Source organism: Pseudomonas sp. NPDC087029, from assembly GCF_044745345.1.
GTDB classification, from domain to species: domain Bacteria; phylum Pseudomonadota; class Gammaproteobacteria; order Pseudomonadales; family Pseudomonadaceae; genus Aquipseudomonas; species Aquipseudomonas faucium.
Genome location: NZ_JBIVAB010000005.1, coordinates 82,408 through 107,215, shown reverse-complemented (window position 1 = coordinate 107,215; position 24,808 = coordinate 82,408). Strand labels below are relative to the sequence as shown.

The 24,808-nt window shown below is 66.0% G+C and carries 22 protein-coding genes and 1 tRNA gene; 10 read left to right on the top strand and 13 right to left on the bottom strand.

Going from position 1 to position 24,808, the window contains the following annotated elements:
- The first annotated feature begins 62 nt into the window (after positions 1 to 62).
- Both ACIPG5_RS11110 and ACIPG5_RS11105 read left to right on the top strand, forming a co-directional pair.
- Positions 63 to 1,562: a cytosine permease gene (locus ACIPG5_RS11110; protein WP_176512184.1), complete on the top strand. Its 1,500-nt coding sequence runs from the start codon at positions 63 to 65 to the stop codon at positions 1,560 to 1,562.
- 13 nt (positions 1,563 to 1,575) lie between these two features.
- Entirely contained in the window at positions 1,576 to 3,006 is a 1,431-nt protein-coding gene (locus tag ACIPG5_RS11105) for an aldehyde dehydrogenase family protein (RefSeq protein ID WP_401374951.1), read from the top strand.
- Between the two features lie 103 nt (positions 3,007 to 3,109).
- Here ACIPG5_RS11105 and ACIPG5_RS11100 read toward each other — a convergent pair whose 3' ends face one another.
- The 4 genes from ACIPG5_RS11100 to ACIPG5_RS11085 form a co-directional block, all read right to left on the bottom strand.
- Entirely contained in the window at positions 3,110 to 5,512 is a 2,403-nt protein-coding gene (locus tag ACIPG5_RS11100) for a DUF3772 domain-containing protein (protein ID WP_401374949.1), read from the bottom strand.
- Positions 5,513 to 5,637: 125 nt separating this feature from the next.
- Positions 5,638 to 6,798: an MFS transporter gene (locus ACIPG5_RS11095; RefSeq protein ID WP_176512187.1), complete on the bottom strand. Its 1,161-nt coding sequence runs from the start codon at positions 6,796 to 6,798 to the stop codon at positions 5,638 to 5,640.
- 85 nt (positions 6,799 to 6,883) lie between these two features.
- A complete protein-coding gene (locus ACIPG5_RS11090) occupies positions 6,884 to 7,027 on the bottom strand; it encodes a hypothetical protein (protein WP_176512188.1) in 144 nt (47 codons plus the stop codon).
- Positions 7,028 to 7,211: 184 nt separating this feature from the next.
- Positions 7,212 to 8,423: an MFS transporter gene (locus ACIPG5_RS11085; RefSeq protein ID WP_176512189.1), complete on the bottom strand. Its 1,212-nt coding sequence runs from the start codon at positions 8,421 to 8,423 to the stop codon at positions 7,212 to 7,214.
- Positions 8,424 to 8,604: 181 nt separating this feature from the next.
- On the opposite strand from ACIPG5_RS11085, the gene ACIPG5_RS11080 reads away from it, so the two are divergent.
- Positions 8,605 to 9,537 carry a FecR family protein gene (locus ACIPG5_RS11080; RefSeq protein ID WP_401374944.1) on the top strand — a complete coding sequence of 311 codons (933 nt, stop codon included), beginning with the start codon at positions 8,605 to 8,607 and terminating at the stop codon, positions 9,535 to 9,537.
- Between the two features lie 95 nt (positions 9,538 to 9,632).
- Positions 9,633 to 9,709, top strand: a tRNA-Met gene (locus tag ACIPG5_RS11075).
- Between the two features lie 69 nt (positions 9,710 to 9,778).
- Here ACIPG5_RS11075 and ACIPG5_RS11070 read toward each other — a convergent pair.
- Entirely contained in the window at positions 9,779 to 10,390 is a 612-nt protein-coding gene (locus tag ACIPG5_RS11070) for a LysE family translocator (protein ID WP_176512191.1), read from the bottom strand.
- Between the two features lie 161 nt (positions 10,391 to 10,551).
- Here ACIPG5_RS11070 and ACIPG5_RS11065 point away from each other — a divergent pair, with 161 nt between their 5' ends.
- The gene (locus ACIPG5_RS11065; RefSeq protein ID WP_401374941.1) at positions 10,552 to 11,466 is read left to right on the top strand and encodes a LysR substrate-binding domain-containing protein; all 915 of its coding nucleotides are present in this window, start codon (positions 10,552 to 10,554) and stop codon (positions 11,464 to 11,466) included.
- On the opposite strand, the gene ACIPG5_RS11060 is transcribed toward ACIPG5_RS11065, so the two are convergent.
- On the bottom strand, positions 11,406 to 11,987 hold the full coding sequence (locus ACIPG5_RS11060; RefSeq protein ID WP_401374938.1) for a D-Ala-D-Ala carboxypeptidase family metallohydrolase: 582 nt from the start codon (positions 11,985 to 11,987) through the stop codon (positions 11,406 to 11,408). The genes ACIPG5_RS11065 and ACIPG5_RS11060 overlap by 61 nt on opposite strands.
- Before the next feature lie 67 nt (positions 11,988 to 12,054).
- On the opposite strand from ACIPG5_RS11060, the gene ACIPG5_RS11055 reads away from it, so the two are divergent.
- Positions 12,055 to 13,209 carry a hypothetical protein gene (locus ACIPG5_RS11055; RefSeq protein ID WP_401374935.1) on the top strand — a complete coding sequence of 385 codons (1,155 nt, stop codon included), beginning with the start codon at positions 12,055 to 12,057 and terminating at the stop codon, positions 13,207 to 13,209.
- Positions 13,210 to 13,310: 101 nt separating this feature from the next.
- Here the strand turns inward: ACIPG5_RS11055 and rimI are convergent, their stop codons facing one another.
- Positions 13,311 to 13,766 (bottom strand): ribosomal protein S18-alanine N-acetyltransferase, encoded by a 456-nt coding sequence (gene rimI / locus ACIPG5_RS11050; RefSeq protein WP_025337640.1) that lies wholly within the window; start codon positions 13,764 to 13,766, stop codon positions 13,311 to 13,313.
- Complete coding sequence (locus ACIPG5_RS11045; protein WP_401375205.1) at positions 13,763 to 14,551, bottom strand: energy transducer TonB; 789 nt, start codon at positions 14,549 to 14,551, stop codon at positions 13,763 to 13,765. The genes rimI and ACIPG5_RS11045 overlap by 4 nt, the downstream gene beginning before the upstream one ends.
- 286 nt (positions 14,552 to 14,837) lie before the next feature.
- Between ACIPG5_RS11045 and mksB the strand changes: the two genes are divergently transcribed.
- From mksB to mksF, 3 genes are read left to right on the top strand one after another with little or no spacing between them, the layout of a single operon-like run.
- Positions 14,838 to 16,115, top strand: a complete 1,278-nt coding sequence (gene mksB, locus ACIPG5_RS11040; protein WP_401374932.1) for an Mks condensin complex protein MksB — start codon at positions 14,838 to 14,840, stop codon at positions 16,113 to 16,115.
- Positions 16,105 to 16,812 carry an Mks condensin complex protein MksE gene (gene mksE, locus ACIPG5_RS11035; protein ID WP_176512196.1) on the top strand — a complete coding sequence of 236 codons (708 nt, stop codon included), beginning with the start codon at positions 16,105 to 16,107 and terminating at the stop codon, positions 16,810 to 16,812. Before mksB ends, mksE begins: the two co-directional genes overlap by 11 nt.
- The gene (mksF, locus tag ACIPG5_RS11030; protein ID WP_401374929.1) at positions 16,809 to 19,640 is read left to right on the top strand and encodes an Mks condensin complex protein MksF; all 2,832 of its coding nucleotides are present in this window, start codon (positions 16,809 to 16,811) and stop codon (positions 19,638 to 19,640) included. The genes mksE and mksF overlap by 4 nt, the downstream gene beginning before the upstream one ends.
- A 122-nt stretch (positions 19,641 to 19,762) precedes the next feature.
- Here the strand turns inward: mksF and ACIPG5_RS11025 are convergent, their stop codons facing one another.
- The 5 genes from ACIPG5_RS11025 to rplU form a co-directional block, all read right to left on the bottom strand.
- Positions 19,763 to 20,224, bottom strand: coding sequence for a CreA family protein (locus ACIPG5_RS11025; RefSeq protein ID WP_314616211.1), 462 nt, complete (start codon positions 20,222 to 20,224; stop codon positions 19,763 to 19,765).
- Positions 20,221 to 21,339, bottom strand: coding sequence for a glutamate 5-kinase (proB, locus tag ACIPG5_RS11020; protein ID WP_176512199.1), 1,119 nt, complete (start codon positions 21,337 to 21,339; stop codon positions 20,221 to 20,223). Before proB ends, ACIPG5_RS11025 begins: the two co-directional genes overlap by 4 nt.
- Before the next feature lie 87 nt (positions 21,340 to 21,426).
- Entirely contained in the window at positions 21,427 to 22,653 is a 1,227-nt protein-coding gene (gene cgtA / locus ACIPG5_RS11015; RefSeq protein WP_016392849.1) for an Obg family GTPase CgtA, read from the bottom strand.
- A 190-nt stretch (positions 22,654 to 22,843) separates the two neighbouring features.
- A complete protein-coding gene (rpmA, locus tag ACIPG5_RS11010; protein WP_008092023.1) occupies positions 22,844 to 23,101 on the bottom strand; it encodes a 50S ribosomal protein L27 in 258 nt (85 codons plus the stop codon).
- A gap of 38 nt (positions 23,102 to 23,139) precedes the next feature.
- Positions 23,140 to 23,454 (bottom strand): 50S ribosomal protein L21, encoded by a 315-nt coding sequence (gene rplU, locus ACIPG5_RS11005; RefSeq protein WP_003247466.1) that lies wholly within the window; start codon positions 23,452 to 23,454, stop codon positions 23,140 to 23,142.
- A 245-nt stretch (positions 23,455 to 23,699) separates the two neighbouring features.
- Here rplU and ACIPG5_RS11000 point away from each other — a divergent pair, with 245 nt between their 5' ends.
- Positions 23,700 to 24,668: a polyprenyl synthetase family protein gene (locus ACIPG5_RS11000; RefSeq protein ID WP_176512200.1), complete on the top strand. Its 969-nt coding sequence runs from the start codon at positions 23,700 to 23,702 to the stop codon at positions 24,666 to 24,668.
- The last annotated feature ends 140 nt before the right edge of the window (positions 24,669 to 24,808 follow it).

Here is a 24,808-nt window from a genome sequence, read left to right as displayed (position 1 = left end):
ACGCACCCACAATAGGGCCCGTGCACCGCACCGGCCTACAACTAACGCGCTGGAGCATCACCATGAGCCACTCGACCGGTATCGAGACCAATGGCGTCGAACAGATCCCCGACGATCAACGCGACGCCTCCCCGCTTGACCTGTTCCGCCTGATCTTCGGCGGCGCCAACACCTTCGCCACCGCCGTGCTGGGGAGCTTCCCGGTCTTGTTCGGGCTGTCGTTCCAGGCCGGGGTCTGGGCGATCCTGCTCGGGGTCGGCGTGGGCGCGCTGATCCTTGCGCCCATGGGCCTGTTCGGGGCGCTCAACGGCACCAACAACGCCGTGTCGTCCGGCGCCCACTTCGGCGTGCACGGGCGCATCGTCGGCTCGTTCCTGTCGCTGCTGACTGCCGTGGCGTTCTTTTCGCTGTCGGTGTGGAGCTCTGGCGATGCCCTGGTCGGGGGCGCCAAGCGCCTGGCCGGGCTGCCGGAAAGCGACCTGACCCTGGGCCTGGCCTACGGCCTGTTCGCCGTGCTGGTGCTGGTGGTGTGCATCTTTGGCTTCCGCTTCATGCTGTGGGTCAACAAGATCGCCGTGTGGGCATCGAGCCTGCTGTTCCTATTGGGTATCGTCGCCTTCGCCGGGCCGTTCGACGCCGGCTACGCCGGTACCGTCAACCTCGGCCAGGCCGGTTTCTGGGCCGCTTTCGTCGGCGCAGCGATCCTGGCCATGAGCAACCCGGTGTCGTTCGGCGCCTTCCTTGGCGACTGGTCGCGCTACATCCCGCGCCAGACCCCCAAGGCGCGCATCATGCTGGCGGTGATCGCCGCCCAGGGCGCCACGCTGATCCCGTTCCTGTTCGGCCTGTGCACCGCCACCCTGGTGGCCAGCCAGGCTCCGGACTACATCGCCGCCAACAACTACGTCGGCGGCCTGCTGGCCGTGGCGCCGAGCTGGTTCTTCCTGCCGGTGTGCCTGATTGCGGTGATCGGCGGCATGTCCACCGGCACCACCGCGCTGTACGGCACCGGCCTGGACATGTCCAGCGTGTTCCCGCGCCTGCTCAGCCGCGCCGGCGCCACCTTGCTGATCGGTGTGCTGGCCATCGGTTTCATCTTCGTCGGCCGCTTCACCTTCAACCTGGTGCAGAGCGTGTCGACCTTCGCCGTGCTGATCATCACCTGCACCAGCCCGTGGATGGTGATCATGATCCTCGGCCTGATCACCCGCCGCGGCTTCTACCACGCCGACGACCTGCAGGTATTCACCCGCGGCCAGCGCGGCGGCCACTACTGGTTCCTGCATGGCTGGAACTGGCGCGGCATGGGGGCGTGGATCCCCAGCGCGGCGGTCGGCCTGTGCTTCGTCAACCTGCCGGGGCAGTTCGTCGGCCCATTGGGCGACCTGGCCGGCGGCATCGACCTGAGCCTGCCGGTCACCCTGGGCATCGCCTGCGTGCTGTACCTGCTGCTGCTCAACCTGTTCCCTGAACCTGCTGGCGTGTACGGCCCCAATGGCCCGCGCTGGGTGCGCAGCAAAAGCACCCGGCACATGCCCGTGACCACTGCCGAAATGGCCTGACTGGAATCTGACCATGACCACTTCCCACTACATCGCTGGCCGCTGGGTCGAAGGCCAGGGCAGCGACTGCATCACCGTGCATGACCCGGCCCTGGGCGTGCCGTTTGCCGAAATGATGGCCGCCAGCGTCGCCCAGGTGGACCAGGCCGTTGCCGCAGCCCGCGATGCCCTGCCCTCCTGGAAAGCCCTCAGCGCCGGCACCCGCGCGGCGTTTCTGCGTGGCTTTGCCGAGCAGCTCGGCCAACGCCGCGAAGCGCTGATCGCCTTGCAGATGCGCAACAACGGCAAGCCGCGCCACGAGGCTGAAATCGACCTGGACGACGCCATTGCCACCTTCGCCTACTACGCGCAACTGGCCGAGCAGTTGCCGGAAAAGAATCGCGAGGTGCCCCTGGCCGCCCCCGGCTTCACCGCCCGCACGCGCCTGGAGCCGGTGGGCGTGGTCGGCCTGATCGTGCCGTGGAACTTCCCCCTGGTGACCAGCGCCTGGAAGCTCGCCCCGGCCCTGGCCGCAGGCTGCACCGTGGTGCTCAAGCCCTCGGAAGTCACCCCGCTGATCGAGCAGGCCTACGGCCAGATCGCCGATACCCTGGGCCTGCCGGCCGGCGTGCTGAACATCGTCAACGGCAAGGCCGAAACCGGCGCCGCCCTGAGCAGCCACAACGGCCTGGACAAGCTGTCGTTCACCGGCAGCAACAGTGTCGGCAGCCAGGTGATGCGCAGCGCTTCGGCGCAGTGCCGGCCGGTGACCCTTGAGCTGGGCGGCAAGTCGGCGATCGTGGTGTTCGATGACTGCGACGTCGACCAGGCGGTGGAATGGATCGTCGCCGGCATCACCTGGAACGCCGGGCAGATGTGCTCGGCCACCTCGCGCCTGCTGGTGCAGGACGGCATCGCCGATGCCCTGCTGCCGCGCCTGCAACAGGCAATGGAAAAACTGCGCGTGGGCAACCCGCTGAGCGAAGAAGTGGACATGGGGCCGCTGACCAGCCAGGCGCAATGGCTGAAGGTGGCCAGCTACTTCGCCACCGCCCGCGAAGAAGGCCTGCAGTGCCTGGCCGGCGGCAAGGCGCTGGACTGTGATGGCTGGTTCGTCAGCCCCACGCTATATGCCGACGTACCCAAGCAAAGTCGCCTGTGGAGCGAGGAAATCTTCGGCCCGGTGCTGTGCGCACGGCGCTTCGCCAGCGAAGAGCAGGCGATTGCCGAGGCCAACGACAGCCGCTTCGGCCTGGTGGCCACCGTCTGCTCGGCAGACCTGGCACGCGCCGAGCGCGTGGCCGATGCGCTGGAAGTGGGCCATGTGTGGATCAACTCGGTGCAGGCGGTGTTCGTCGAAACGTCCTGGGGCGGCACCAAGGGCAGCGGGATCGGGCGTGAACTTGGGCCTTGGGGGTTGTCGGGGTATCTGTCGGTGAAGCATGTGACGCGCTGCCTGGGCTGACGACCGCAGCGAGCCTATCGCCGGCAAGCCGGCTCCCACAGGGGTACCACATGCCTTGGGCGCTGTGGCATACCTGTGGGAGCCGGCTTGCCGGCGATGAACATCACGCCGTCTCGTCAGCCGGCCGCGCCCCTTCCTGCACCAGCACCATGCTCTGCGGCGAAGACAAGGCAATGCCCTCGTCGCGCAACTGCCCGAGGATGGTGAACAGCAAGTCGCTGCGCGCCCCCGACACCTGCCGCGGCGACGCCACGTAACCACTCACCCCTATCACCATGCCATTGCTGGTCAGGTCCTTGAAGGTGACCGACGGCGATGGCGCATCGAGCACCGCCTCGTGCTCGTGGTACGCCTTGAGCAACACCTCGCGCACGCGGTTGGCATCGGTCTCCAGGGGCAGGGTCAGGGTAATGCCGACCACGCCCAGGGCATTGCCCATGGTCACGTTGCGCACGTTCTGCGAGATGAACTGCGAGTTGGGCACGATCACCGTGGAGCGGTCGGACATCTGGATCTCGGTGGCGCGCACGTTGATCCGGCGGATGTCGCCCTCGACGCCGGCCAGGCTCACCCAGTCGCCCACCTTCACCGGGCGCTCGGTGAGCAGGATCAGGCCGGAAATGAAGTTCTGCACGATCTGCTGCAAGCCGAAACCGATACCCACCGACAACGCACTGACCACCCAGGTCAGGCTGGTGAGGTTGATGTGCAGGGTCGACATCACCAGCATGGCCAGGAACAGGAAGCCCAGGTAACCCACCAGGGTCACCAGCGAGGCGCGCATGCCGGCGTCCATGTCGGTATCGGGCAGCAGGCGTTCGCTCAGCCAGCGCTTGATCACGCGAATGGCGAACAGGCCGCCGAAGAAGATCGCCATGGCCAGCAGGATGTCCTGAGGCACGATGTTCAGGTTGCCGAGCAGCTTGCCACCGGTGCCGTCCCAATCGCCCAGGCTCAGCAACAGCTCGCTGGGGCTGGTGCCCGAAGGCATCAGCGCCAGCAGCAGGGCCAGCAGCAACAGCACGGTGCGGGCGATGCCACTGAGGATGGTGCTGGCCTGCGCCTGATGGCGCGGTGCCAGGCCCAAGGTCGAGGCCAGCGCCAGGCCGCCAGGCTGGCGGGGCGACAGCAACGTCTCGCACAGGTCGCCGAGGAAGGTGGTCAACAGGTAGGCGCAGGTGGCCACCACGCTGATCCACAACAGCTTGGCCGCGAGGAAATACGCCAGGGTCAGGTAGCCGGCCAGCAAGGCCAGGGTGATCAGCGCGACCCACACCACCAGCACGAACGGCAGCAACCCGGCCAGGCCGGTGGCGCGCTCCAGTTGGTGGATGCGCCGGGTGCGGCGGTAGCGCACCAGCGCCGCCGAAAAGATCACCACCACCACCAGCGCGGTCAGGCCGTTGGTGGCCACGGTCAGCGCAAGGCTGGTGCCGATCACGCTGTTGATGCGCTCCATGGTCAACATCACCATCAGCGCCAGGGCCAGTATCTTGGGGAACCAGCCAAGGGCGCTGGCCACTTCGTCGGCGATCGGCGGCAGGCGCCACGACGGGCGCTGCAGCATCAACATGGCGCGGCCCAGGCCCGAGATGAAGGCGCTGAACACCACCAGGGCAAGGATGTGGTTGGTCAGGCTGGCGACATCGGAGCCCAGCTCGGAGCTGCTTTCCAGGCCCCAGCGCAACAACGACACGGAGCCGGCGATGGTGCCCAGGGTGGCCAGGCTCACGCTCAGCGCCAGCGCGCTGCGGCGCAGGCGGCCTTCAGGCAGCCAGCGCACCATGGCGTCGGCGAGCAGGCGTTCGAGCACGCGGCGCACCAGGGTCCAGACCAAAATCGCCGCCACCAGGCTGGTGATGAAGAACCAGCGGTGCTCGGGGCTCAAGGCGCTGGCCACGGCGGCGGCGGCCTCGCCGCGCAGGTCGCGCAGGCGCATGACGTCATCGTCGGTGGGGCGGATCAACGACTTCCAGAAGGCCGGGGTCAGCGGGCTGGTGGCGCGGCTGGTGACCTGGGAGTTGAACTGGCTGCGGCGCAGGTTGACGATCTGCGTGGACAGGTCGCGGGCCGACTGGGTCAGCTTGGCGGCCTGCTCCTGCTCGGCGAGCAGCGCTTTCTTCTCGGCTTCGAGCTCCTTGCGCTGCAAGGTCAGGCTCTGCGCCTCGTCCGGTTGCGGCGGGCCGATGACCTTGAGCTTGTCGTCGAGCTTCTGCACATCGGCGGCACGCAAAGTGCTCAAGGCATCTGCCTGGCGCTGGACCTGCATGGCGCCCAGGCGCAACTGCGACAACAGGTCGTCGTTGGCATTGCTGGTCACGCCCTGGCGAATCTGGTCGAGCCGGTCGTTGAGCTGCGCGTAGCTGGCATCCTCCTCCAGCATCGGCAGTTCGGCTGCGGCCAGGGTGGACACCGGGGTGGCGGGTGCCGACCAGGCCGGGCTGGCCAATGCCAGCATCAGGGTCATGACACCCAGGTAAAAACGGGCAAGGCAGAAACGCCTCATCGAATGTTCCTCTTTACATTTCGATCAGGCGGTGGATTCTACGCGGCTTGTGGCCAACAGAAGAGTGCCGTTGCTCGCAACAATCCTGCGCCATTGCCCCGAAGCTGAAGAAAGTGGCTACCGCTTCAGTCCGTCACGGCGCGCAGCCTGCCCGCCCGGCGGTACGACTGCCGGGCAAAGCACACGAACAGCCCGGCCATGATCGCCAGCGCCATCGGCAGCCCGTGTGGCGCCACATCCATCGCCGCGCCGCTGAGCAGCGGCCCGATCAGGCTGCCGACACCCCACAGCAGGCCGACGCTGGCATTGGCCGTGACCAGGTCCTGGCCCTTGAAGCGCTGCCCGATCAACACCAGCGCCAGGGTATAGATGCCCCCCGCCACCGCGCCCAGCACCACCAGCAACGGCCACAGCAGCCAGGTCATGTCCAGCAGCCAGGGCAAGGCGATGCCGATCGCCATCGCCACCAGCCCGCACACCAGGTGCAGCCCGGTGCGCTCGACCCGGTCGGCCAGCCAGCCCAGGGGCAGCTGGAAGACCATGTCACCGGCGAACACCACGGTCACCATCAGCGCCGCCACACCCACGGCAAAGCCATGGCTGGTGGCATACACCGGCAGCAGCGACAGCACCACCGCATCGAAGAACGAGAAAAACAGCACCGCCACGCACAGCGCCGGCGCCACCCGGAAGAACCCGGCCAGGCCGAAGCTCTTCTCGCCTTCATCGCCATGCTCGACGTGATCGTTTGGCACCGTGAACAGGATGCACAGCAAGGCCAGGCCGTAGCACACCGTCACCACCCCGGTGATCCACGGGCTGTCGGCGCCGAGCAGCGCCAGCAGCGCCGGGCCCAGCACCTGGAAGCCGGTGAAGCTGGTGGCGTACAGCGCCATGATCTTGCCGCGGTTGTGGTCGGGGCACAGTTCGTTGACCCAGGACTCGCCGAGGATGATGGCGATGCCCATGCCGATGCCCAGCCCCAGGCGCAGCACGGCCAGCAGCCACAGCGAATCGAATGCCGATTCCAGCAGGGCGATGCTGACCGTGCACAGGCTGAAGCACAGCAGGTAGATGGTGCGCCGGGTGAGCAGGCGGCAGCAGCTGTCGACCATGAATGCCGAGAGCATCATGCCGGCAGCGGGAATGGCTGAGATGATGCCGATTTCCAGGGTGCCGGCACCGGCTTCGTGCAGGCGCAACGACACCAGCGGCAGGCTGGCCCCCAGGCTGAAGCCAACCACCGAAACGGCGAACAGAAGGCCCGCCAGCAAACGCATGTTCATGTACCACTCCAAGCAAAAACCGAAAAGACGCGCAAATACAGGCGCCCACGCGCACGCCGGGACGGCGGATGGCGCAGGGGCGCGGTCAGTTCAGGGCAAGGTGTGGCGAGAAGGTGAAGGCAAACAGCACGCTGCGCCGACGCTTGAGCACCGTGTCGCTCGGCCACGCGCGACGCATGGCCTGGAGGGCAGGCTGGCGGGCATGGGGGAGGCTTTGGGTACGGCGCATTGCTTGGATACTACGCAGGTGGGGGGAAAAGAGGCGGCACTCTAGGCCAAGGCTGGTTGGATCGTCAATTGTTGGGGCCGCTTTGCGGCCCTTTCGCGACACAAGGCCGCTCCTACAGGGCCGCGCGCTTATCTGTAGGAGCGGCCTTGTGTCGCGAAAGGGCTGCAACGCAGCCCCAACCTCTTCAGCGCTTGCCAGTATTGGGCAAAAACACCGCCAACAGCCCGAACAACGGCAAGAACGAGCACAGCCCATACACGTACTCGATACCACGCAAATCCGCCAGGTACCCCAGCAGCGCCGCGCCAATCCCGCCAAAGCCGAACATCAGCCCGAAGAAGATCCCGGCAATCATCCCCACACTCCCCGGCACCAGCTCCTGGGCATACACCACGATCGCCGAAAACGCCGAGGCCAGGATGAAGCCGATCACCACGCTGAGCACGGTGGTCCAGAACAGGTCGGCATAGGGCAGCGCCAGGGTGAACGGCGCCACCCCCAGGATCGAGAACCAGATCACCGCCTTGCGCCCGATGCGGTCACCGATCGGCCCGCCGAAGAAGGTGCCGGCCGCCACCGCGCCGAGGAACAGGAACAGGTGCAGCTGCGAGCTGGCCACCGACAGGCCGAACTTCTCGATCAGGTAGAAGGTGAAGTAGCTGGTGAAGCTGGCCATATAGAAGTACTTGGAGAACACCAGCAGGCCCAGCACGATCAGGGCCGCGATCACCCGCTGGCGGGAAATGCCATGGGTGGCCTGCACCGCCTTGCGGGCCTTGGCCTGGTTGAGGTGCTCCTTGTACCAGCGGCGCAGCATCAGGGTCACGGCGAAGAACAGCAATCCGGCCACGCCGAACCAGGCCACGTGGGTCTGGCCGAAGGGGATGACGATGGCCGCCGCCAGCAGCGGGCCGAACGCGGAGCCGGCATTGCCGCCCACCTGGAAGGTCGACTGGGCCAGGCCAAAGCGCCCGCCCGAGGCCAGCCGCGCGATCCGCGAGGTTTCCGGGTGGAAGGTCGAAGAACCGATACCCACCAGCGCCGACGCCAGGAGAATCATCGGGAAGCTGCCGACGAACGCCAGCATGACGATGCCCACCAGGGTGCACAAAGTGCCCAGCGGCAGCAGGTTCGGCGCCGGCCGGCGGTCGGTGAAGAAGCCGACCCAGGGCTGCAGCAGCGAGGCGGTGACCTGGAACGTCAGGGTAATCAGGCCGATCTGGGCGAAGCTCAGGTTGTAGTTGGCCTTGAGCATCGGGTAGATCGCCGGCAGCACCGACTGGATAAGGTCGTTGATCAGGTGCGCCAGGGCGCAGAAGGCGATGATGCGCATCACCAGCGGGTTGGCTTGGCTCGCCGAACCGGTGCTGGCGGAGGGGGTGCTGCTGATGGCCATGGGCTTGGATTCCGTCCGCTGGGTTGGGATCCGATTATCGGGAAACAAATAGATACATAGCTACCTTTTTTATCCCTCTGTCGTCGCGTACTTGTAAATGGTTCTCAATATAATTAGCATCTTCGCTCGACATCCCCCGTAATCGTTGGGCGAAACCGCCCTTATGCGAGCACACCGACCCATGAGCCCGATGCCCGCCACGCAGATTCAGGCCGATCCCCAGCAGGAAGCTCTGGAATGGTTTTCACGCCTGCGCCAACCCGGCTGCGATGAACGCGAACGCCAGGCCTTCGCCCAGTGGTGCCAGGCGCCGCTCAATGCCCACGCCTATGCCGAGCTCGAAGCCTGCTGGCAGCAGCTGCAGGCGCCCCCTGCCCGGCCGCGGCCGCAGCTGGTCGTGCTGAAGCGCAGCCGCCTGGGCCTGCTGCTGGGCGTGCTGTTTCTGCTGCTGCTCGGAGCGCTGGCGTACCTGTACTGGCCGCTGATGCAGCGCCTGGGCAGCGAGCTGCACACCGACGCCGGCGAGCGCCGCAGCCAGCGCCTGGCCGATGGCTCGACCCTGCACCTGGACAGCGCCAGCGCGATGAATGTGGATTTGCGCGGGCGCACGCGGCACCTGCAGCTGGTGCAGGGCCAGGTGTACCTGGAGGTGAAGCTCGACGGCCGCGCCCTGGAGGTGCAGGTGGACGATGCGCGCATCCAGGTGTTCGGCACCCGGTTGATGGTGGCGCGCCATGCCGGGCATGACGAGCTGGTGGTGTTCAACGGCAAGGCGATGATCGTTCAGGGCGCCGACCAGCGCATGCTCGGCGCAGGCGAGCGGGTGACATTCAACGAGGCGCGGATCGGCTCGGTGCAGAAGGCCGATATAAAGGCTGCAGACGCCTGGCGCTCAGGCCAACTGCACGCCGCCGAGATGCCGCTTGGCCAGGTCATCGAACGCCTGGCCAGTTACCAGGGCCGGCGCGTGTGGCTGCTGGATGAACAAGTGGCCTACCGGCACGTGAGTGGCGATTTCAACCTCGACCGCCCCGGCGAAACCCTCGCGGCCCTGGCTGGCGCGCAGCAGCTGCAGCTGTATGACGTGCTCGGCCAGTGGCTGATCGTGCGCTAGCACCGGCCTTGGCGGCTAAGTTTTTGAAAGCGTGTAAATTTTTTTTGAAATGAGTGTTGACACAGGGTCATCACAAGGGAATAATGCGCGCCATCGGCTACATAGCTCAGTTGGTTAGAGCATAGCATTCATAATGCTGGGGTCCGGGGTTCAAGTCCCTGTGTAGCCACCAAACTTGAAAAGGGCTTACCGCAAGGTAGGCCCTTTTCTTTTGCCTGAAGAAAAGTTCAGCGCCCTCCCCTCAGCGCACGCCGGCCACCACCACGGCCAGGCCCAGCCCGATCAATGCCACGCCGATCACCCGGTCGACCACCCGTTGGCGCTCGATCATCGCCTTGCGCAGCCCCGCACTCGAAAAGAACACCGCCACCAGGCTGAACCACGCCCAGTGAGCGAACGACATGAACGCGCCATAGGCGAAATCCAGCGCCAGGGGCGCGCCCGGCTGCACCACCTGGGTGTAGGCGCTGATCACGAACAGCATGGTCTTGGGGTTCAGTGCGTTGGTCAGGAAACCGGTGCGCAGCACGGCCAGCAGGCTCGCCCCCGATGCCTGCCCCTCCAGGCTCAGGCGCGCGGTGTTGGTGAGCGACTGGTAGCCCAGGTAGATCAGGTAGCCCGCGCCGAGCACCTTCATGGCCAGGAACAGCGCCGGGCTCTGGCTGATGATCACGGCGATGCCCAGCACCGTGTACAGCACGTGCACCTGCACGCCCAGGGCTATGCCCACTGCCGCCGCGAGGCCAGCCTTGCGGCCCTGGGCATAACTGCTGCGGGTGACCATGGCGAAATCGGCGCCGGGGCTGATCACGGCCAGGATGGTGAATAGGGCTACGGCGAGTAGTTCGGTCACGGGAAAGCGTCCTCGATAGGCGATGAAAATGCACAGAGGCGCTGATTATCGAGGGCGGATAATTTCTGGAAAATCGATATATAGTGGCGCTGATCTGCTAGTTTTTTTCACAGATATTTATTGCCCCGCGAAGAGGCCCGCACTGACAACACAGGCCCCCTATGAAACTGCCCCCACTCAGCGCCTTGCGCTACTTCGACATCGCCGCCGAAACCGAAAGCTTCGTGCGCGCCGCCGAGCGCCTGCACGTCACCCACGGCGCAGTCAGCCGCCAGGTGCGCCTGCTCGAGGAAAGCCTGGGCATCGAGCTGTTCGAGCGGCGCAACCGCGCCCTGTTCCTCACCCCCGCCGGCCGCACCCTGCATGGCACCACCCAGGCGATCTTCGAACAACTCGAAGGCGCCGTGCAGCGCCTGCAGCAGCAGGAACGCGACAATGTGCTGGTGCTGTCCTGCGAACCGACCATTGCCATGCGCTGGCTGATCCCGCGCCTGCCCCGCTTCCACGCCGCACACCCAGACTTGCACCTGCACCTGGTGGCCGCCGGCGGCCCGGTGGACTTCGCGCGCAACGGTATCGACCTGGCGCTGCGCCGCGATGACTTCCACTGGCCAGGCAGCATGCACAGCCGCAAGGTCTGCGACGAATGGATCGGCCCGGTTTGCCGCGATGGCGGCACCCCGCTCGAAGGCCAGCGCCTGCTGCACAGCAGCACCCGCCCAAGCGCCTGGCCCGACTGGCTGCGCCTGAGCGGGCAGCAGCTGCGCCGCAGCCAACGCAGCGATTACCAGCACTTCTACCTGTCGCTGCAGGCCGCCAGCGCAGGCCTGGGCCTGGCCATCGCCTCGGCACTGATGGTGCGCGACGAACTCGACAGCGGGCAGCTGCACGCCCCCTTCGGCTTCCTGCGCGATGGCTCCAGCTACCACCTGCTCAGCCCGCAGCCGCTAGGCGATGGCGGCAAGCGCCAGCGCTTCGCCGACTGGGTGGTCGGCGAAAGCCAGGCCTGCCTCGCTCAGCTGGGTTTGACGCAGAACGACGAACCGGCGTTGCCATCGCCGCCCCAGGTGCGGTAACCGGCCGTGTCGATGTGGATGCGCCCCGTGGGGTAACGCCCCAGGCCCATGTTCCAGGCCTGCCCGTATTGCTGCCAGAAGCGGCACAGCGGGTTGGGGTCGGCCCCGCCCGGCAGCAGCATATCGACCGCGAAGGCACGGCTATGGGCGCTGCCCACGGCGCCGCCGGCGCAGCGGTTGAGGCTGGGTTCGCGGTAGGCGGACACCACCTCGAACTGGCGCAGGATGCCTTGCTCGCCAAGGGCCTTGAGCAGCGCCAGCGTCGAGCGCACCGCCGGCCAGTTGGCAGACGGCGGCACGGCAAACGGTGAAGCCCGGCACAGCTTCCAGTCCGAGGCCGAGCGCAGCAGCTGGTGAATCGGTACCACGCCATACAGGCGGGCCTGCACCAGCATTTCACGAAAGGGCCGGGTCTGATGGTCCCCGGCCCACTGGGCGAACATCCACAGGTCACGCTCATCGGCCTGGGCCGTGCCCATCAGCAACGCCAGCGCCATCAAACCGCCTTTTGCACGTTTCATTCCTGCTCCCCCTGCTCCACCATGAGCACGGCCGCCAACCCTGGCGGCTGCTGACAAGGAGTTAAGCATGCACAAGATGGCCTTACCGAGCCTGGCCGCCCTCGCCTTCAGCGGCGTGGCCCTGGCAGATGCGCGCATCGACCTGGGCGACAGCCAGCGCGTCACCCGCCTGTTCGCCTACCCCAACAACTGCCACGTGATCTGCTTTCGCGACTGGACGCTGGAGCAGACCGTCGAGCACTACCTGACCCAGAGCGTGCGCCGCGATGGCCACGCCAACGCACAGGTGCAGGTGAGCCGCCAGGGTGACCGGCTGCACGCGACCATCAGCCAGGTGCCCGCCAGCTATGCCGAGCCGCTGCGCCAGCTGCTCGCCAGCGGCGAGCTGGCCTACCAGGGCGCCAGCCAGCTGAACAAGGACGGCAAATGGGCCTACGACTGGTACCTGTTCCTGCCGCTGGGCATGGCCCTGCAGAACCGGCGCAGCATCGAACTGCTGCACTTCCCGCCCGACTATTCGCTGACCCAGGCCCAGGACTACCTGCGCTCCAACACCACCGACCGCTGGGCCGAGCTGCTGACCTTCAACGGTGTGCCAGCCAACCAGACAGCGGCCTACCAGACCATCATCGACATCGCCCCGATCGCCGCACCGGCCAGCGCAGGCGACGCCCTGAAAGGCACCTACAGCTACTTCAAGGACTATCAGCTGCGCATGGTCAGGGAAATGGCCCTGCAAGACGCCAGCAAGCCCCTGCCGATGGTGGCCTTCGGCGCTCCGGTGCGCAGCTGGATCCAGCAGCAGTACGGGCCACAGGTGGCTGTGCTGGGCCTGGTCGGCATCAGCCCGCAAGCAGGCGCCACGGTTCCGGTGCTGGGCGCGAACCACCCCAGCGCGATCTGGTATGCGGCAGACAAGGACAGCCACGGCGGCAACCAGGACGAGGCCGATGCGGCGGGGCTGAAGATGATGGGCCAGGACCTGACGGCGGCGTGCTGGCAGGCGGGAATGGGGCGTAATCAGCAGGCCGATGCCCGCTCGACCCTGCAGGCGTGCTCGGACAAGTGGCAGGTGGTGCAGAAGAAGCAGACCTGCGAGCTGTTCTTCCGCACCGTGCGCCAGTACACGCCGGAGCAGGCGGCGGCCAAGTGCAATAGCGGGGGCGTGAAAAGAAGCCTGATGGATCTGCGCAAGCCGGTCGAGGGGTTGCAGGGGCTTTGATCGGTATTGCCTGTACCGGCCCTATCGCGGATAAATCCGCTCCTACAGATAGGTTGTAGGAGCGGATTTATCCGCGATAGGCCCGCATTGGCCATTGAAGATCAGTCTTCGAGCAAGGTGCAGGCCATAACCAGCGCATCCTCGCGCCCGCCCGCCACCGGGTAGTAATCCCGCCGCCGGCCAATTTCATTGAAGCCATAGCGCTCGTACAACCGATACGCCGACTGGTTGCTGGCCCGCACTTCCAGGAAGCACTCCCGGCCATTGAGCTGGTAGGCCCGCGCCATCAGGTGCTCGAGCAGGCGCAAGCCCAGGCCGCAGCCCTGGTTCTCGGGCTTGACGGTGATATTGAGCAGGTGCGCCTCGTCGATGATCACGTTGATCACCCCATGCCCCACCTGCTGCTGGCCATCGAACATCAACCACACTTCGTAGGACTTGAGCGCATCCTGGAAGATGCCGCGGGTCCAGGGGTGGCTGAACGCGGCATATTCGATCTTAAGCACGGCATCCAGATCCGCCTCGGTCATCGGGCGGAAACTGATCGAGTCACTCATTCAACGCTCTTCCAGCGCGCCATCAGCTGGCGCATCGCTTGCCAGACGTCCGCCTTGCGCTGCGGCTCGTCCATCAACAGTTCAAGGCCCGGCAACGCCCAGGCATCGCCCAGGCCGTCGAGCTTCAGGGCTTGGTAATAGGCCGTGTCGTCGACGCCGGCGGCGAAGCGCAGCGCCGGCAGGCCGACCAGCCACAGGCAGGTGCAGGGGGCCTCTTCCAGGCGCGCCTGGACGAAGCCCTGGACGAAGTCACGCGCCGCATCCGGCCCCTGGTCCATGTTGCCGCGCACCAGCAGCGGCCAGCGCACCGGCTCGCCGATGATCTGCGGCGCATCCGGCAGGCCCGCGGCGCGCAGCATGTCCTTGAGCAGCAGGTAGGACGGGTCGCGGCTCTGGAACGGCTGGCCGGTGGCCAGTTCCACCAGCAGCAGGCAGCTGCCGGCGCGCAGCAGTTGCAGCGAGAAACGCGGCGGCGGCACCGGCGCCGGGCGTGGCGCGGGGGCCTGCGGCTCGGCCTCGACGGGCTTGGCAACCGGCTTGGGCGTGCTGCCCGAGCGTGGGATCTCGATTTTCGGGCGTTCGACGGAACGCGCCTGAGGGGCGGCCGGCACCTCGCTTGCTGGCGCGGCGGCTGGCCTGCTCTGGAACTCGGCTTCTTCCACCGGAACCTGCGGCATCAGCAGCTCGGGGCGCGACGGTGCGGCGAACGGCAGTTCGGCGCGCGGCAGCCAATGCACCACTTGCATGGCGGAAAGGAAGGCGCGGCGGCGGGGCTCGGTCAGCAAGGCACGGGTATCCGGGGGGAACAAACAGTCGGGCATTCTAACGCTGTTGGCCAGCGAGCGCCGCAACTGGTCGGCAGAAAGTTGTTGCCTGCACCGGCCCCATCGCCGGCAAGCCGGCTCCCACAGGGCTCGGTGGTGTACCTGTAGGAGCCGGCTTGCCGGCGATGGGGCCGGTGAATCCCCCAGATAAATCAGGGTTATCCCTCATTACAGACCAAGGGGTGAAATCCTCCCCCCCGGATGCAGTACAATCGCCCCCTTTTTACTTGGCAACGAGTAGACGCCAATGATCGAACCCAAGCGCGTCCTGCGCGCCCTAGCCGAACACTGGGCCCTGATCGAGCCGCTGTGCGAGCGCTTCGACCAAGGCACCCTGAGCCTGGTCGAACTGCGCCAGCAACTGGGCCGCCAGCAAGTGGAAAGCACGCCGCAGGACATCACCCAGCTGCTCGACGTGTGGATCCGCCTGGATATCCTGGTGCCGGTGGCCAAGAGCCCGAACCGTTTCGAGCTCAACGCCCAGATCCACGACTTCCTCGCCTACCTGCGCCGCGAGCACCGCCTGGGCCTGTGCCTGGAGATCGAGGCCTACCTGCGCCACCTGGAGCGCCTGGCCGGGCACATCCAGGATGCCTTCGACAACCGCGACAGCGACGACCTGGCCCGCCAGCTGCGCCTGCTCGACATGCGCGTGCGCGACGTGCTCAAGAAGCTCGACAACGACGAGCAGGCGCTGGTGGCCGTGGCCGAACGGGCCAAGACCAGCAACCGCCAGATCCCGCTGCGCCAGCGCTATGCCGAGGTCCTGGCGACCTGGGACGAGTACGTCGAGCCGATGATCCAGCTGGTCAACGCCGACGGCGCCTTCGAACAGGGCGTGCGCAAGGTCGAGACCGTGCTGCTCAAGCTGCTGGGCGAGCAGGCACGCCTGGGCCACCTGGTCGACGACGACATGCTGCTGCGCACCCACGCGCGCATCCTGGAGATGCAGACCAGCGCCCAGCTGACCCTGCGCCACGCCCGCGAACTGCTGCTGCCGCTGCGTGAAGAAGCGCGCCGGCACAACGCCGTGACCCGCGGCGCCGCACTGGCGCTGTCGGTGATCCGGCGCAAGGGCATCGATGCCGTGCCCCAGGCCGCCATGCCGCTGTTCACCCGCCCGCAGAGCACCTTCCTCGGCAGCGCCAGCCAGGTCGAGGCGTATGTCTACGCCCTGGCCCGCTTCGAGCCGAAACCGGCCAAGTTCCCCAAGGCCCACAAGACCCACAGCGGCCCGTTGCCGCGCGCGCCGCGCACGGTCAAGGAAATGCTCGAGCGCTGCGAAGACGCCCTGCCGCTGCCCGACCTGATGGTCTGGCTGCTGGAGCAGGAGCCCGAAGGCGCCACCGACGAACTGCTGTACTGGTTCTCGCGCCTGTCGCGGGAGAAGCGCTTCAAGCGCGAGCGCCTGGACCGTCGCGACTACACCACCCACGAACACCTGGTCAGCCTGCGCTCGTTCGCCCTGTCGTCCAGCCGCCAAGCGCAACCTGAAACCAACGCGAGCCCAGCCCATGCATCTTGATCTCTCCGAACTGTCCCAGCTCGCGCCGATCTTCCGCGAGCTGTTCAAAGGTTTCCACGTCAGCCGCCGCGACCCGGAAATGTACGCCCAGCTGTCGAACTTCCAGGACCAGTACCGCACCCTGTTCAAGGCCCTGGGCTTCGAGCTGGTGTGCGATACCCGCGGCTTCTACTACTTCGTCCCCGAGCAGGCCGCCGCCCAGGTCAACAAGACTGCCCAGCGCCTGTCGCTGTTCACCTTCATCCTGGTCGAGCACCTGGCCGACCAGGGCCGCGACCCGATGGCCGTGCTCGACGGCGGCAGCATCGGCCGCGACGAGTTGCCATCGCTGCTGGACAAGTACCGCGACCTGTTCCTGCAGGCCGAGGTGCAAACCGTCGAAGAGCTGGAAGAAAAGATCATGCGCCGCATGACCCAGCTGGGCTTCGCCCATGAGGAAGGCGGCATCTACCGCTTCCTGCCGCCGATGCACCGCTTCCTCGACGTGTGCCTGTCGGTGCAGCAGGACCGCGACCTGGCCGCCAGCCTGCACAGCGACCTGCCGCTGCCGACCCCGGTGCTGGTCGAGGAAGAAAGCCCCGAGGAACTGGCGCGCACCGACGACCCGCTCGACCTGACCCCGTTCGAGGCCGAGGAAAGCGAAGAAGAGGCCCTGGCCCGGGCCATCCGCGAAGAGCAACAGGAGATTGATGCATGAGCCAGGAACGCTACGGCATCCGCCGCTTCGCACTGCTCAACACCGCCGGCTACAGCCTTGGCCTGTTCCCCCTGGAACAACCGCTGTCGGTCTACGGCGCCAACAACCTGGGTAAATCGGCGTCGATCAACGCCCTGCAGTTCCCGATCCTGGCGCGCATGTCGGACATGAGCTTCGGCAAGTACAGCCTGGAGCAGTCGCGCCGCTTCTACTTCGCCAGCGACACCTCGTACATCCTCTGCGAACTGAACCTGCCCCACGGCCCGCACGTGATCGGCGTGGTCGGCCGCGGCCCGGGCGGCGGTTTCGGCCACCAGTTCTTCGCCTACAAAGGTGAACTGGACCTGGCTCACTACCAGAAGAACGACACCTGCCTGCGCCAGAAAGAGCTGTTCACCAACCTCGAGCGCCTGGGCCTGAAAGCCTACGAGCTCAAGCCGGACGAGCTGCGCCGGCTGCTGGTCGGCGGCCACACCTCGGTGCCGCTGGACCTGACCATGATCCCGCTGCGCTCGACCAGCGAGCAGAGCCTGAAAACCTTCCGCGCACTGTTCATCAACCTGCTGCACATGCGCGAAATCACCGCCGCCAAGCTCAAGCAGCTGTTCCTCGATGCCTTCGAGCACAGCCTGCGCTCGGGCAGCGTCGACTACATCGCCGCTTGCGAAGAAGCCTTCCGCGACGTGCGCCGCATGGAACAGGACTACAACGCCCTGGTCGCCGCCGGCCCGTTGGTCGAGGCCCTGGCCGGCGGCGTGGCCCAGCGCGACATCCTGCGCGGCAAGCTGCACCGCCTTTCGCCATTGCTCGACAACCTGCTGGGCACCTGGCAGGAATACGCGATGGCGCGCAAGGAAGAGCTGGTGATCCAGGCCGAGCACTACCGCGGCGAGCAGGACCGCCTGCAAAACGACCAGCGCGGCGGCACCCAGGAGCTGATGCGCCTGGAGCGTGAAATCACCGGCATCCAGCGCTGGCTGGGCGAGCTGTCGGTGCTCAAGCACCGCTTCGCCCTGGTCGATGACGTCAAGGTCCTGGAGCAGCAACTGCTGGCGGCCAAGGACGCCCACGACGAGCTGGCCGGCGCCCTGGCCCAATCGCGCCAGTTCTCCGCCGAAGACCTCGACGAGCGCGTGCGCGACCTGGAAAAACGCCTCAAGCAGGTCAAGCAGCAGCTCGACCACGCCGACAACAACAGCTACGCACGCCTGCGCGAAGAGTTCTCGCAGCAGGACGTCGACCGCCTGATGCGCCTGTTCAACGGCGCGCTGTTCAGCCTGCCGCTGGGTGAGCGCGGCATCGAGCTGGACGACAGCGACCTGTGGGTCAAATCCCTGGAAGCGGTGCTCGACGGCTTCAAGGGCGAGCGCTTCGAAGCCCCCGGCATCTCCATCGACATCTCGCACATCGACCCACCGGCCCTGCAGGCCCTGGCCGACCGCGCGGCCCTGCGCGACCAGAAGGACCGCCTGGAGCGCGAGCTCAAGCAGCTCAAGACGCAGCAGTCGGTTGCCGCCGACCGCAACGCCTCCAAGGCCCAGACCGAGGCGCTGTACCAGCAGGTGCTGGACGCCCAGAAGGCCCTGGAAGACTACCGCCGCAGCGAAACCCTGGCCGCCGAGGAGCCGGAGAAGCTCGAGCAACTGGCGCAGCTCGAAGCCGCCCAGGACGAGCTCAAGCGCTCCAGCGATGCCTTCACCGAGCGCGTCCAGCAGCTGTCGGCCAAGCTGCAGCTGGTCGGCCGCCAGATCGGCGACCTGGAGTCCAAGCAGCGCACCCTGGAAGACGCCCTGCGCCGCCGCCAGCTGCTGCCAGCCGACCTGCCGTTCGGCACGCCGTTCATGGAAGCGGTCGACGACTCCATGGACAACCTGCTGCCGCTGCTCAACGACTACCAGGACAGCTGGCAGGGCCTGCAGCGCGTCGACAACCAGATCGAGGCGCTGTACGCCCAGGTGCGCCTCAAGGGCGTGGCCAAGTTCGACAGCGAAGACGACATGGAGCGCCGCCTGCAGCTGCTGGTGAACGCCTACGCGCACCGCACCGACGAAGCCCTGACCCTGGCCAAGGCGCGCCGCGCCGCAGTCACCGACATCGCCCGGACCTTGCGCAACATCCGCAGCGACTACGACAGCCTCGAGCACCAGCTGGCCCTGTTCAACCGCGAGATCAACAAGCGCCAGGTATCGAACCTGGAGAGCTTCCGCGTGGTGCTGGCGCCGAACAAGGACGCGCTCAAGCACATCGACCAGATCATCCACAGCGCCGGCCAGTACGAGGAAGGCGAGACCCTGTCGGTGTTCGACCTGACGCAAAGCGCAGAGCAGGACCACAAGAACGAAGAGGCCAAGGAATACCTGGCACGGCTGGTGGCGGCCAACCACAACCAGCTGGGCCTGAAGGACCTGTTCGAGCTGGCGTTCGAGATCACCAAGATCAACAGCCAGCCGGTGATCCACGCCGACATCGACGGTGCAGCCTCCAACGGCACCACCATGACCATCAAGGCGCTGACCAACATGTACCTGTTGCTGCACCTGATGGACCGCGACCTGGCCGGGCGCATTCGCCTGCCGTACTACCTCGACGAGGCGGCGGACATCGACGAACGCAACCAGGCGGCGTTGCTGGAGACCAGCCTGCAGCTGGGCTTCGTGCCGATTCTGGCGAGCGTGAAGCCGCAGGTGTCGGCGCGGGTGGCGATCGATCTGGAAGGTGGCAGCGGGCCGAATGGCATCTACATCGACGAGGCCGACTGGAAGTACATCAGCCGGCTGGATGAGGTGAAGGCGATCGTGCGTGAGGATGAGGCCGAGGAATTGGCCTGATCGGTGTAACGGGGCCGCTTTGCGGCCCTTTCGCGACACAAGGCCGCTCCTACAGGGGCATGCGTAATCCTGTAGGAGCGGCCTTGTGTCGCGAAAGGAGGCCAAAGGCCTCCCCTAGGGCATCAATGCGCCCAAGGCAGGATCGGAATCGCCGTCACCGCATTCTGCGGGCTGCCTTCGATCATGCGGTCGCTATACACCAGGTACACCAGCGTATTGCGCTTCTTGTCCAGAAAACGCACCACCTGCATGGTCTTGAACACCAGCGAGGTGCGCTCCTTGAACACCTCCTCACCGTCCTTCAAGTCCCCCTTGAAGCTGATCGGCCCCACCTGACGGCAGGCGATCGACGCCTCCGCCCGGTCCTCGGCCAGCCCCAGGCCACCCTTCACACCGCCAGTCTTGGCCCGCGACAGGTAGCAGGTCACACCCTCGACCTTGGGGTCGTCGAACGCCTCGACGACGATGCGATCGTTTGGCCCGACGAACTTGAACACGGTGGACACCTGGCCGATTTCCTCGGCCCCGGCCACCAGCGGCAAGGCCAGCGCCAGCACCGCCAACGCGCGCGTGAACAGGCTCATACCAGCACCAGGTTGTCGCGGTGCACCAGCTCCGGCTCTGCGCTGTAGCCGAGCAGGGCCTCGATGGCATCGGAAGGCTGGCCAATGATCTTCTGTGCTTCCAGCGCACTGTAGTTGGCCAGGCCACGGGCCACTTCAAGGCCATCGGGGCCGACGCAGACCACCATCTCGCCACGTCGGAAACTGCCCTGCACGGTCTTCACGCCGACCGGCAGCAGGCTCTTGTTGGCCGCACGCAGCGCCTGTACTGCACCGGCGTCGAGCACCAGGGTGCCACGGGTTTGCAGGTGGCCGGCCAGCCACTGCTTGCGCGCCGCCAGCATGCCGCGCTCGGGCGACAGCAGCGTGCCCAGGCGTTCGCCGGCCTTGAGGCGGTCGAGCACGCGCTCGATGCGCCCGCCGATGATGATGGTGTGGGCACCGGAACGGGCTGCCAGGCGCGCGGCGCGCAGCTTGGTCTGCATGCCGCCACGGCCCAGGGCGCCGCCGGTACCGCCGGCCACGGCGTCGAGCGACGGGTCGTCGGCGCGGGCTTCGTAGATCAGCTGGGCTTCGGGGTTGTTGCGCGGGTCGGCGTCGAACATGCCGTCGCGGTCGGTGAGGATCACCAGCAGGTCGGCTTCGACCAGGTTGGCCACCAGCGCGGCCAGGGTGTCGTTGTCGCCGAAACGGATCTCGTCGGTGACTACGGTGTCGTTCTCGTTGATCACCGGCACCACGCCGAGGTCGACCAGGGTACGCAAGGTGCTGCGGGCGTTGAGGTAACGCTTGCGGTCGGACAGGTCGTCGTGGGTCAGGAGGATCTGCGCGGTGTGCTTGCCGTGCTCGCCGAAGCTCGACTCCCAGGCTTGCACCAGGCGCATCTGGCCGATCGAGGCAGCCGCCTGCAGCTCGTTCATCGCGCTCGGTCGCGAGCTCCAGCCCAGCTGGCTCATGCCCGCTGCCACGGCCCCGGAGGAGACCAGCACCAACTCCACGCCCGCCTCACGCAGCGCGACCATCTGCTCGACCCACACGGCCATGGCGCCGCGGTCGAGGCCCTTGCCATCCGCCGTGAGCAGCGCACTACCGATCTTCACGACCCAGCGCTTGGCGCCAGTCACCTTGCTTCGCATCTTGTCTTCCAACCTATGTCGAATCTGTAGATACCGTAGATACAAAAACGCCGCTCCAAAGAGCGGCGTTTAGTGTACTGCAACCGATCAGTCGCGCACGTAAATGATTTCCGGGCCGTCTTCGTCGTCCTCGAAATCATCGTCCCAGGCATCGTCGTCGCCGATGTCGTGCACGCTCTTGACGCCGGTACGGCGCAGGGTGCGCGCGTCGTCCAGGGCCTGCAGCTGGGCACGGGCTTCGTCTTCGATGCGCTGGTCGAGCTCGGCCAGCTCCTCGGCGTAGGCCGGGTCGTTGGCCAGGCGGTCGGCGCGGTCTTCGATGTAGCGCATCAGGTCGTGGCTGAGCTGCTCGGTGCCCTGCTTGGCGATGGCCGAGATCACGTAGACCGGGCCTTCCCACTGCAGGCGCTCGACCACTTCCTTGACCCGCTCGTCACGCTCGTCGTCCATCAGCATGTCGGCCTTGTTCAGCACCAGCCAGCGCTCGCGGTCGGTCAGCGACGGGCTGAAGCGGGTCAGCTCGTTGATGATCACCTCGGCGGCATCGGCCGGGCTGCTGCCATCGAGCGGCGCCAGGTCGACCAGGTGCAGCAGCACGCGGGTACGCGCCAGGTGCTTGAGGAAGCGGATACCCAGGCCGGCACCGTCGGAGGCGCCTTCGATCAGGCCGGGGATGTCGGCGATGACGAAGCTCTTCCAGCGGTCGACGCTGACCACGCCCAGGTTCGGCACCAGGGTGGTGAACGGGTAGTCGGCGACTTTCGGCTTGGCGGCCGACACCGAACGGATGAAGGTGCTCTTGCCGGCATTCGGCAAACCGAGCAGGCCGACGTCGGCCAGTACCTTCAGCTCCATCTTCAGGTCGCGCTGGTCACCTGGCTTGCCGGGGGTGGTCTGGCGCGGCGCACGGTTGGTGCTGGACTTGAAACGGGTGTTGCCCAGGCCGTGCCAGCCGCCTTGGGCGACCATCAGCTTCTGGCCTGGGGTGACCAGGTCACCGATCACTTCCTGGGTCGAGGCGTCGATCACGGTGGTGCCGACCGGCACGCGCAGGAACAGGTCTTCACCCTTCTTGCCGGTGCAGTCGGTGCTGCCACCGTTGGAGCCGCGCTGGGCTTCGTGGTGACGGGTGTAGCGGTAGTCGACCAGGGTGTTGAGGTTTTCGTCGGCCACCATGTACACCGAACCACCATCACCACCGTCGCCGCCGTTGGGGCCACCGTTCTCGATGAACTTCTCGCGACGGAAGCTCATGCAACCGTTGCCGCCGTCACCGGCCTTGACCCGAATGGATACTTCGTCAACAAACTTCATTCAAAAACCGCCTCTCGTCGACCGACGAGCTGAATACCTAAAAAACCTGAGGCTCTTGCAAAAATGAGCGCGGCGGCCCCGTACGACCGTAGAAACCCACGCCGGCAGCCCATACAAACAGCTTTGCAAGAGGCTCACCACAAACGAAAAAGCCCCGTCGCATGACGGGGCTTCTGGAGCGACGTCGCGATTAAGCGGCGACGATGCTCACGTAACGGCGGTTGAACTCGCCTTTCTTCTCGAACTTGATCACGCCTTCGATCTTGGCGAACAGGGTGTGATCCTTGCCCATGCCAACGCCGTAACCGGCGTGGAACTGGGTGCCGCGCTGACGGACGATGATGTTGCCGGCCTTGACGACCTGGCTGCCATACATCTTCACGCCAAGGCGTTTCGATTCTGAGTCGCGACCGTTACGGGTACTACCACCAGCCTTCTTGTGAGCCATGGTTCAATTCTCCAAATAAATTCAGGGGATCTAGGGGATTAAGCCTGGATGCCGGTGATTTTGATCTCGGTGAACCACTGGCGGTGGCCCATACGCTTCATGTGGTGCTTACGGCGACGGAACTTGATGATGCGTACTTTATCGTGACGGCCTTGCGAAACGACTTCGGCAACAACTTTAGCGCCAGCGACGACTGGAGCGCCGATGGTGACTTCTTCACCGTTGGCAACCAGCAGAACGCGATCGAAAGTCACGGATTCGCCAGTGGCGACTTCCAGCTTTTCGATCTTGAGGAATTCACCTTCAGCGACTTTGTACTGCTTGCCGCCGGTAACGATTACTGCGTAAGACATGGGTATTTCTCCGATAATCCTGCTCACCCAGCGCTTTATATGATGAGTATTGGCTGGCATGGCTGCATGGGGCTGGAACGGCCCGGTGCAATTGCGTAAGGCAGGTGCTGCCCAGGAAGTTAGGGTGCGCGATTGTACGCAACCGCGCCTGGCCTTGCAAGTACCGGCCCCGGCCCACGGGCAGCGCGCCTTGACACACCGGAACCCGCGACCTAGCATGCCGCGCAACCTCAATGGAGCAGCCGATGCAACCCCAAACCTTCTACCGCGCGGTAGCTGACGATTTCAGCGCCGTCGACGAGATCATCAAGAAGCAGCTGACCTCGCGCGTGCCGCTGGTATCGAAGATCGGCGACTATATCACCTCGGCCGGCGGCAAGCGCCTGCGTCCCCTGCTGGTGCTGCTCTGCGGCAAGGCCCTGGGCCGCGAGGGCGACGACCTGCGCCTGCTGGCGGCGACCATCGAATTCCTGCACACCGCCACCCTGCTGCATGACGACGTGGTCGACATGTCCGGCATGCGCCGTGGCCGCTCCACCGCCAACGCGCTGTGGGGCAACGCGCCGAGCGTGCTGGTGGGCGACTTCCTTTATTCGCGCTCGTTCGAAATGATGGTCGAGCTGGGCTCGATGCCGGTCATGCAGATCTTGTCCAAGGCCACCCGGGTGATCGCCGAGGGCGAAGTGCTGCAGCTGTCGCGCGTGCGCGATGCCAGCACCACCGAGGAAGTCTACATGGACGTCATCCGCGGCAAGACCGCGATGCTGTTCGAAGCCTCGACCCACAGCGCCGCCGCGCTGGCCCAGGCGAGCGAAGCACAGCGCGAGGCCCTGCGCACCTTCGGCGACCACCTGGGCGTGGCCTTCCAGCTGGTCGACGACCTGCTCGACTACAAGGGCGATTCGCAGACCCTGGGCAAGAACGTCGGCGACGACCTGGCCGAAGGCAAGCCGACCCTGCCGCTGATCTACACCATGCGCGAAGGCACGCCTGAACAGGCAGCGCTGGTGCGCAAGGCGATCCAGAAGGGTGGCCTGGAAGACCTGGAGCAGATCCGCGAGGCGGTGGAAGCCTCCGGTGCGCTGGACTACACCGCGCAGCTGGCTCGCGACTACGTGGCCAAGGCCATCGAGTGCCTGGAAGTGCTGCCGGCCAGCGAGTATCGGGATGCGCTGGTCGAGCTGAGTGAATTTGCCGTAGCGCGCACGCACTGATAGCGCGTCGCCCTCTTCGCGGGACAAGCCCGCTCCCACAGGCCGCCACAACGAGGCACCTGGGGGGCGGGCTTGTCCCGCGATGCTTTTGGGCAGACGAAAACACATCTTGCAAAAAACCTTATACAATATGCGCCTTT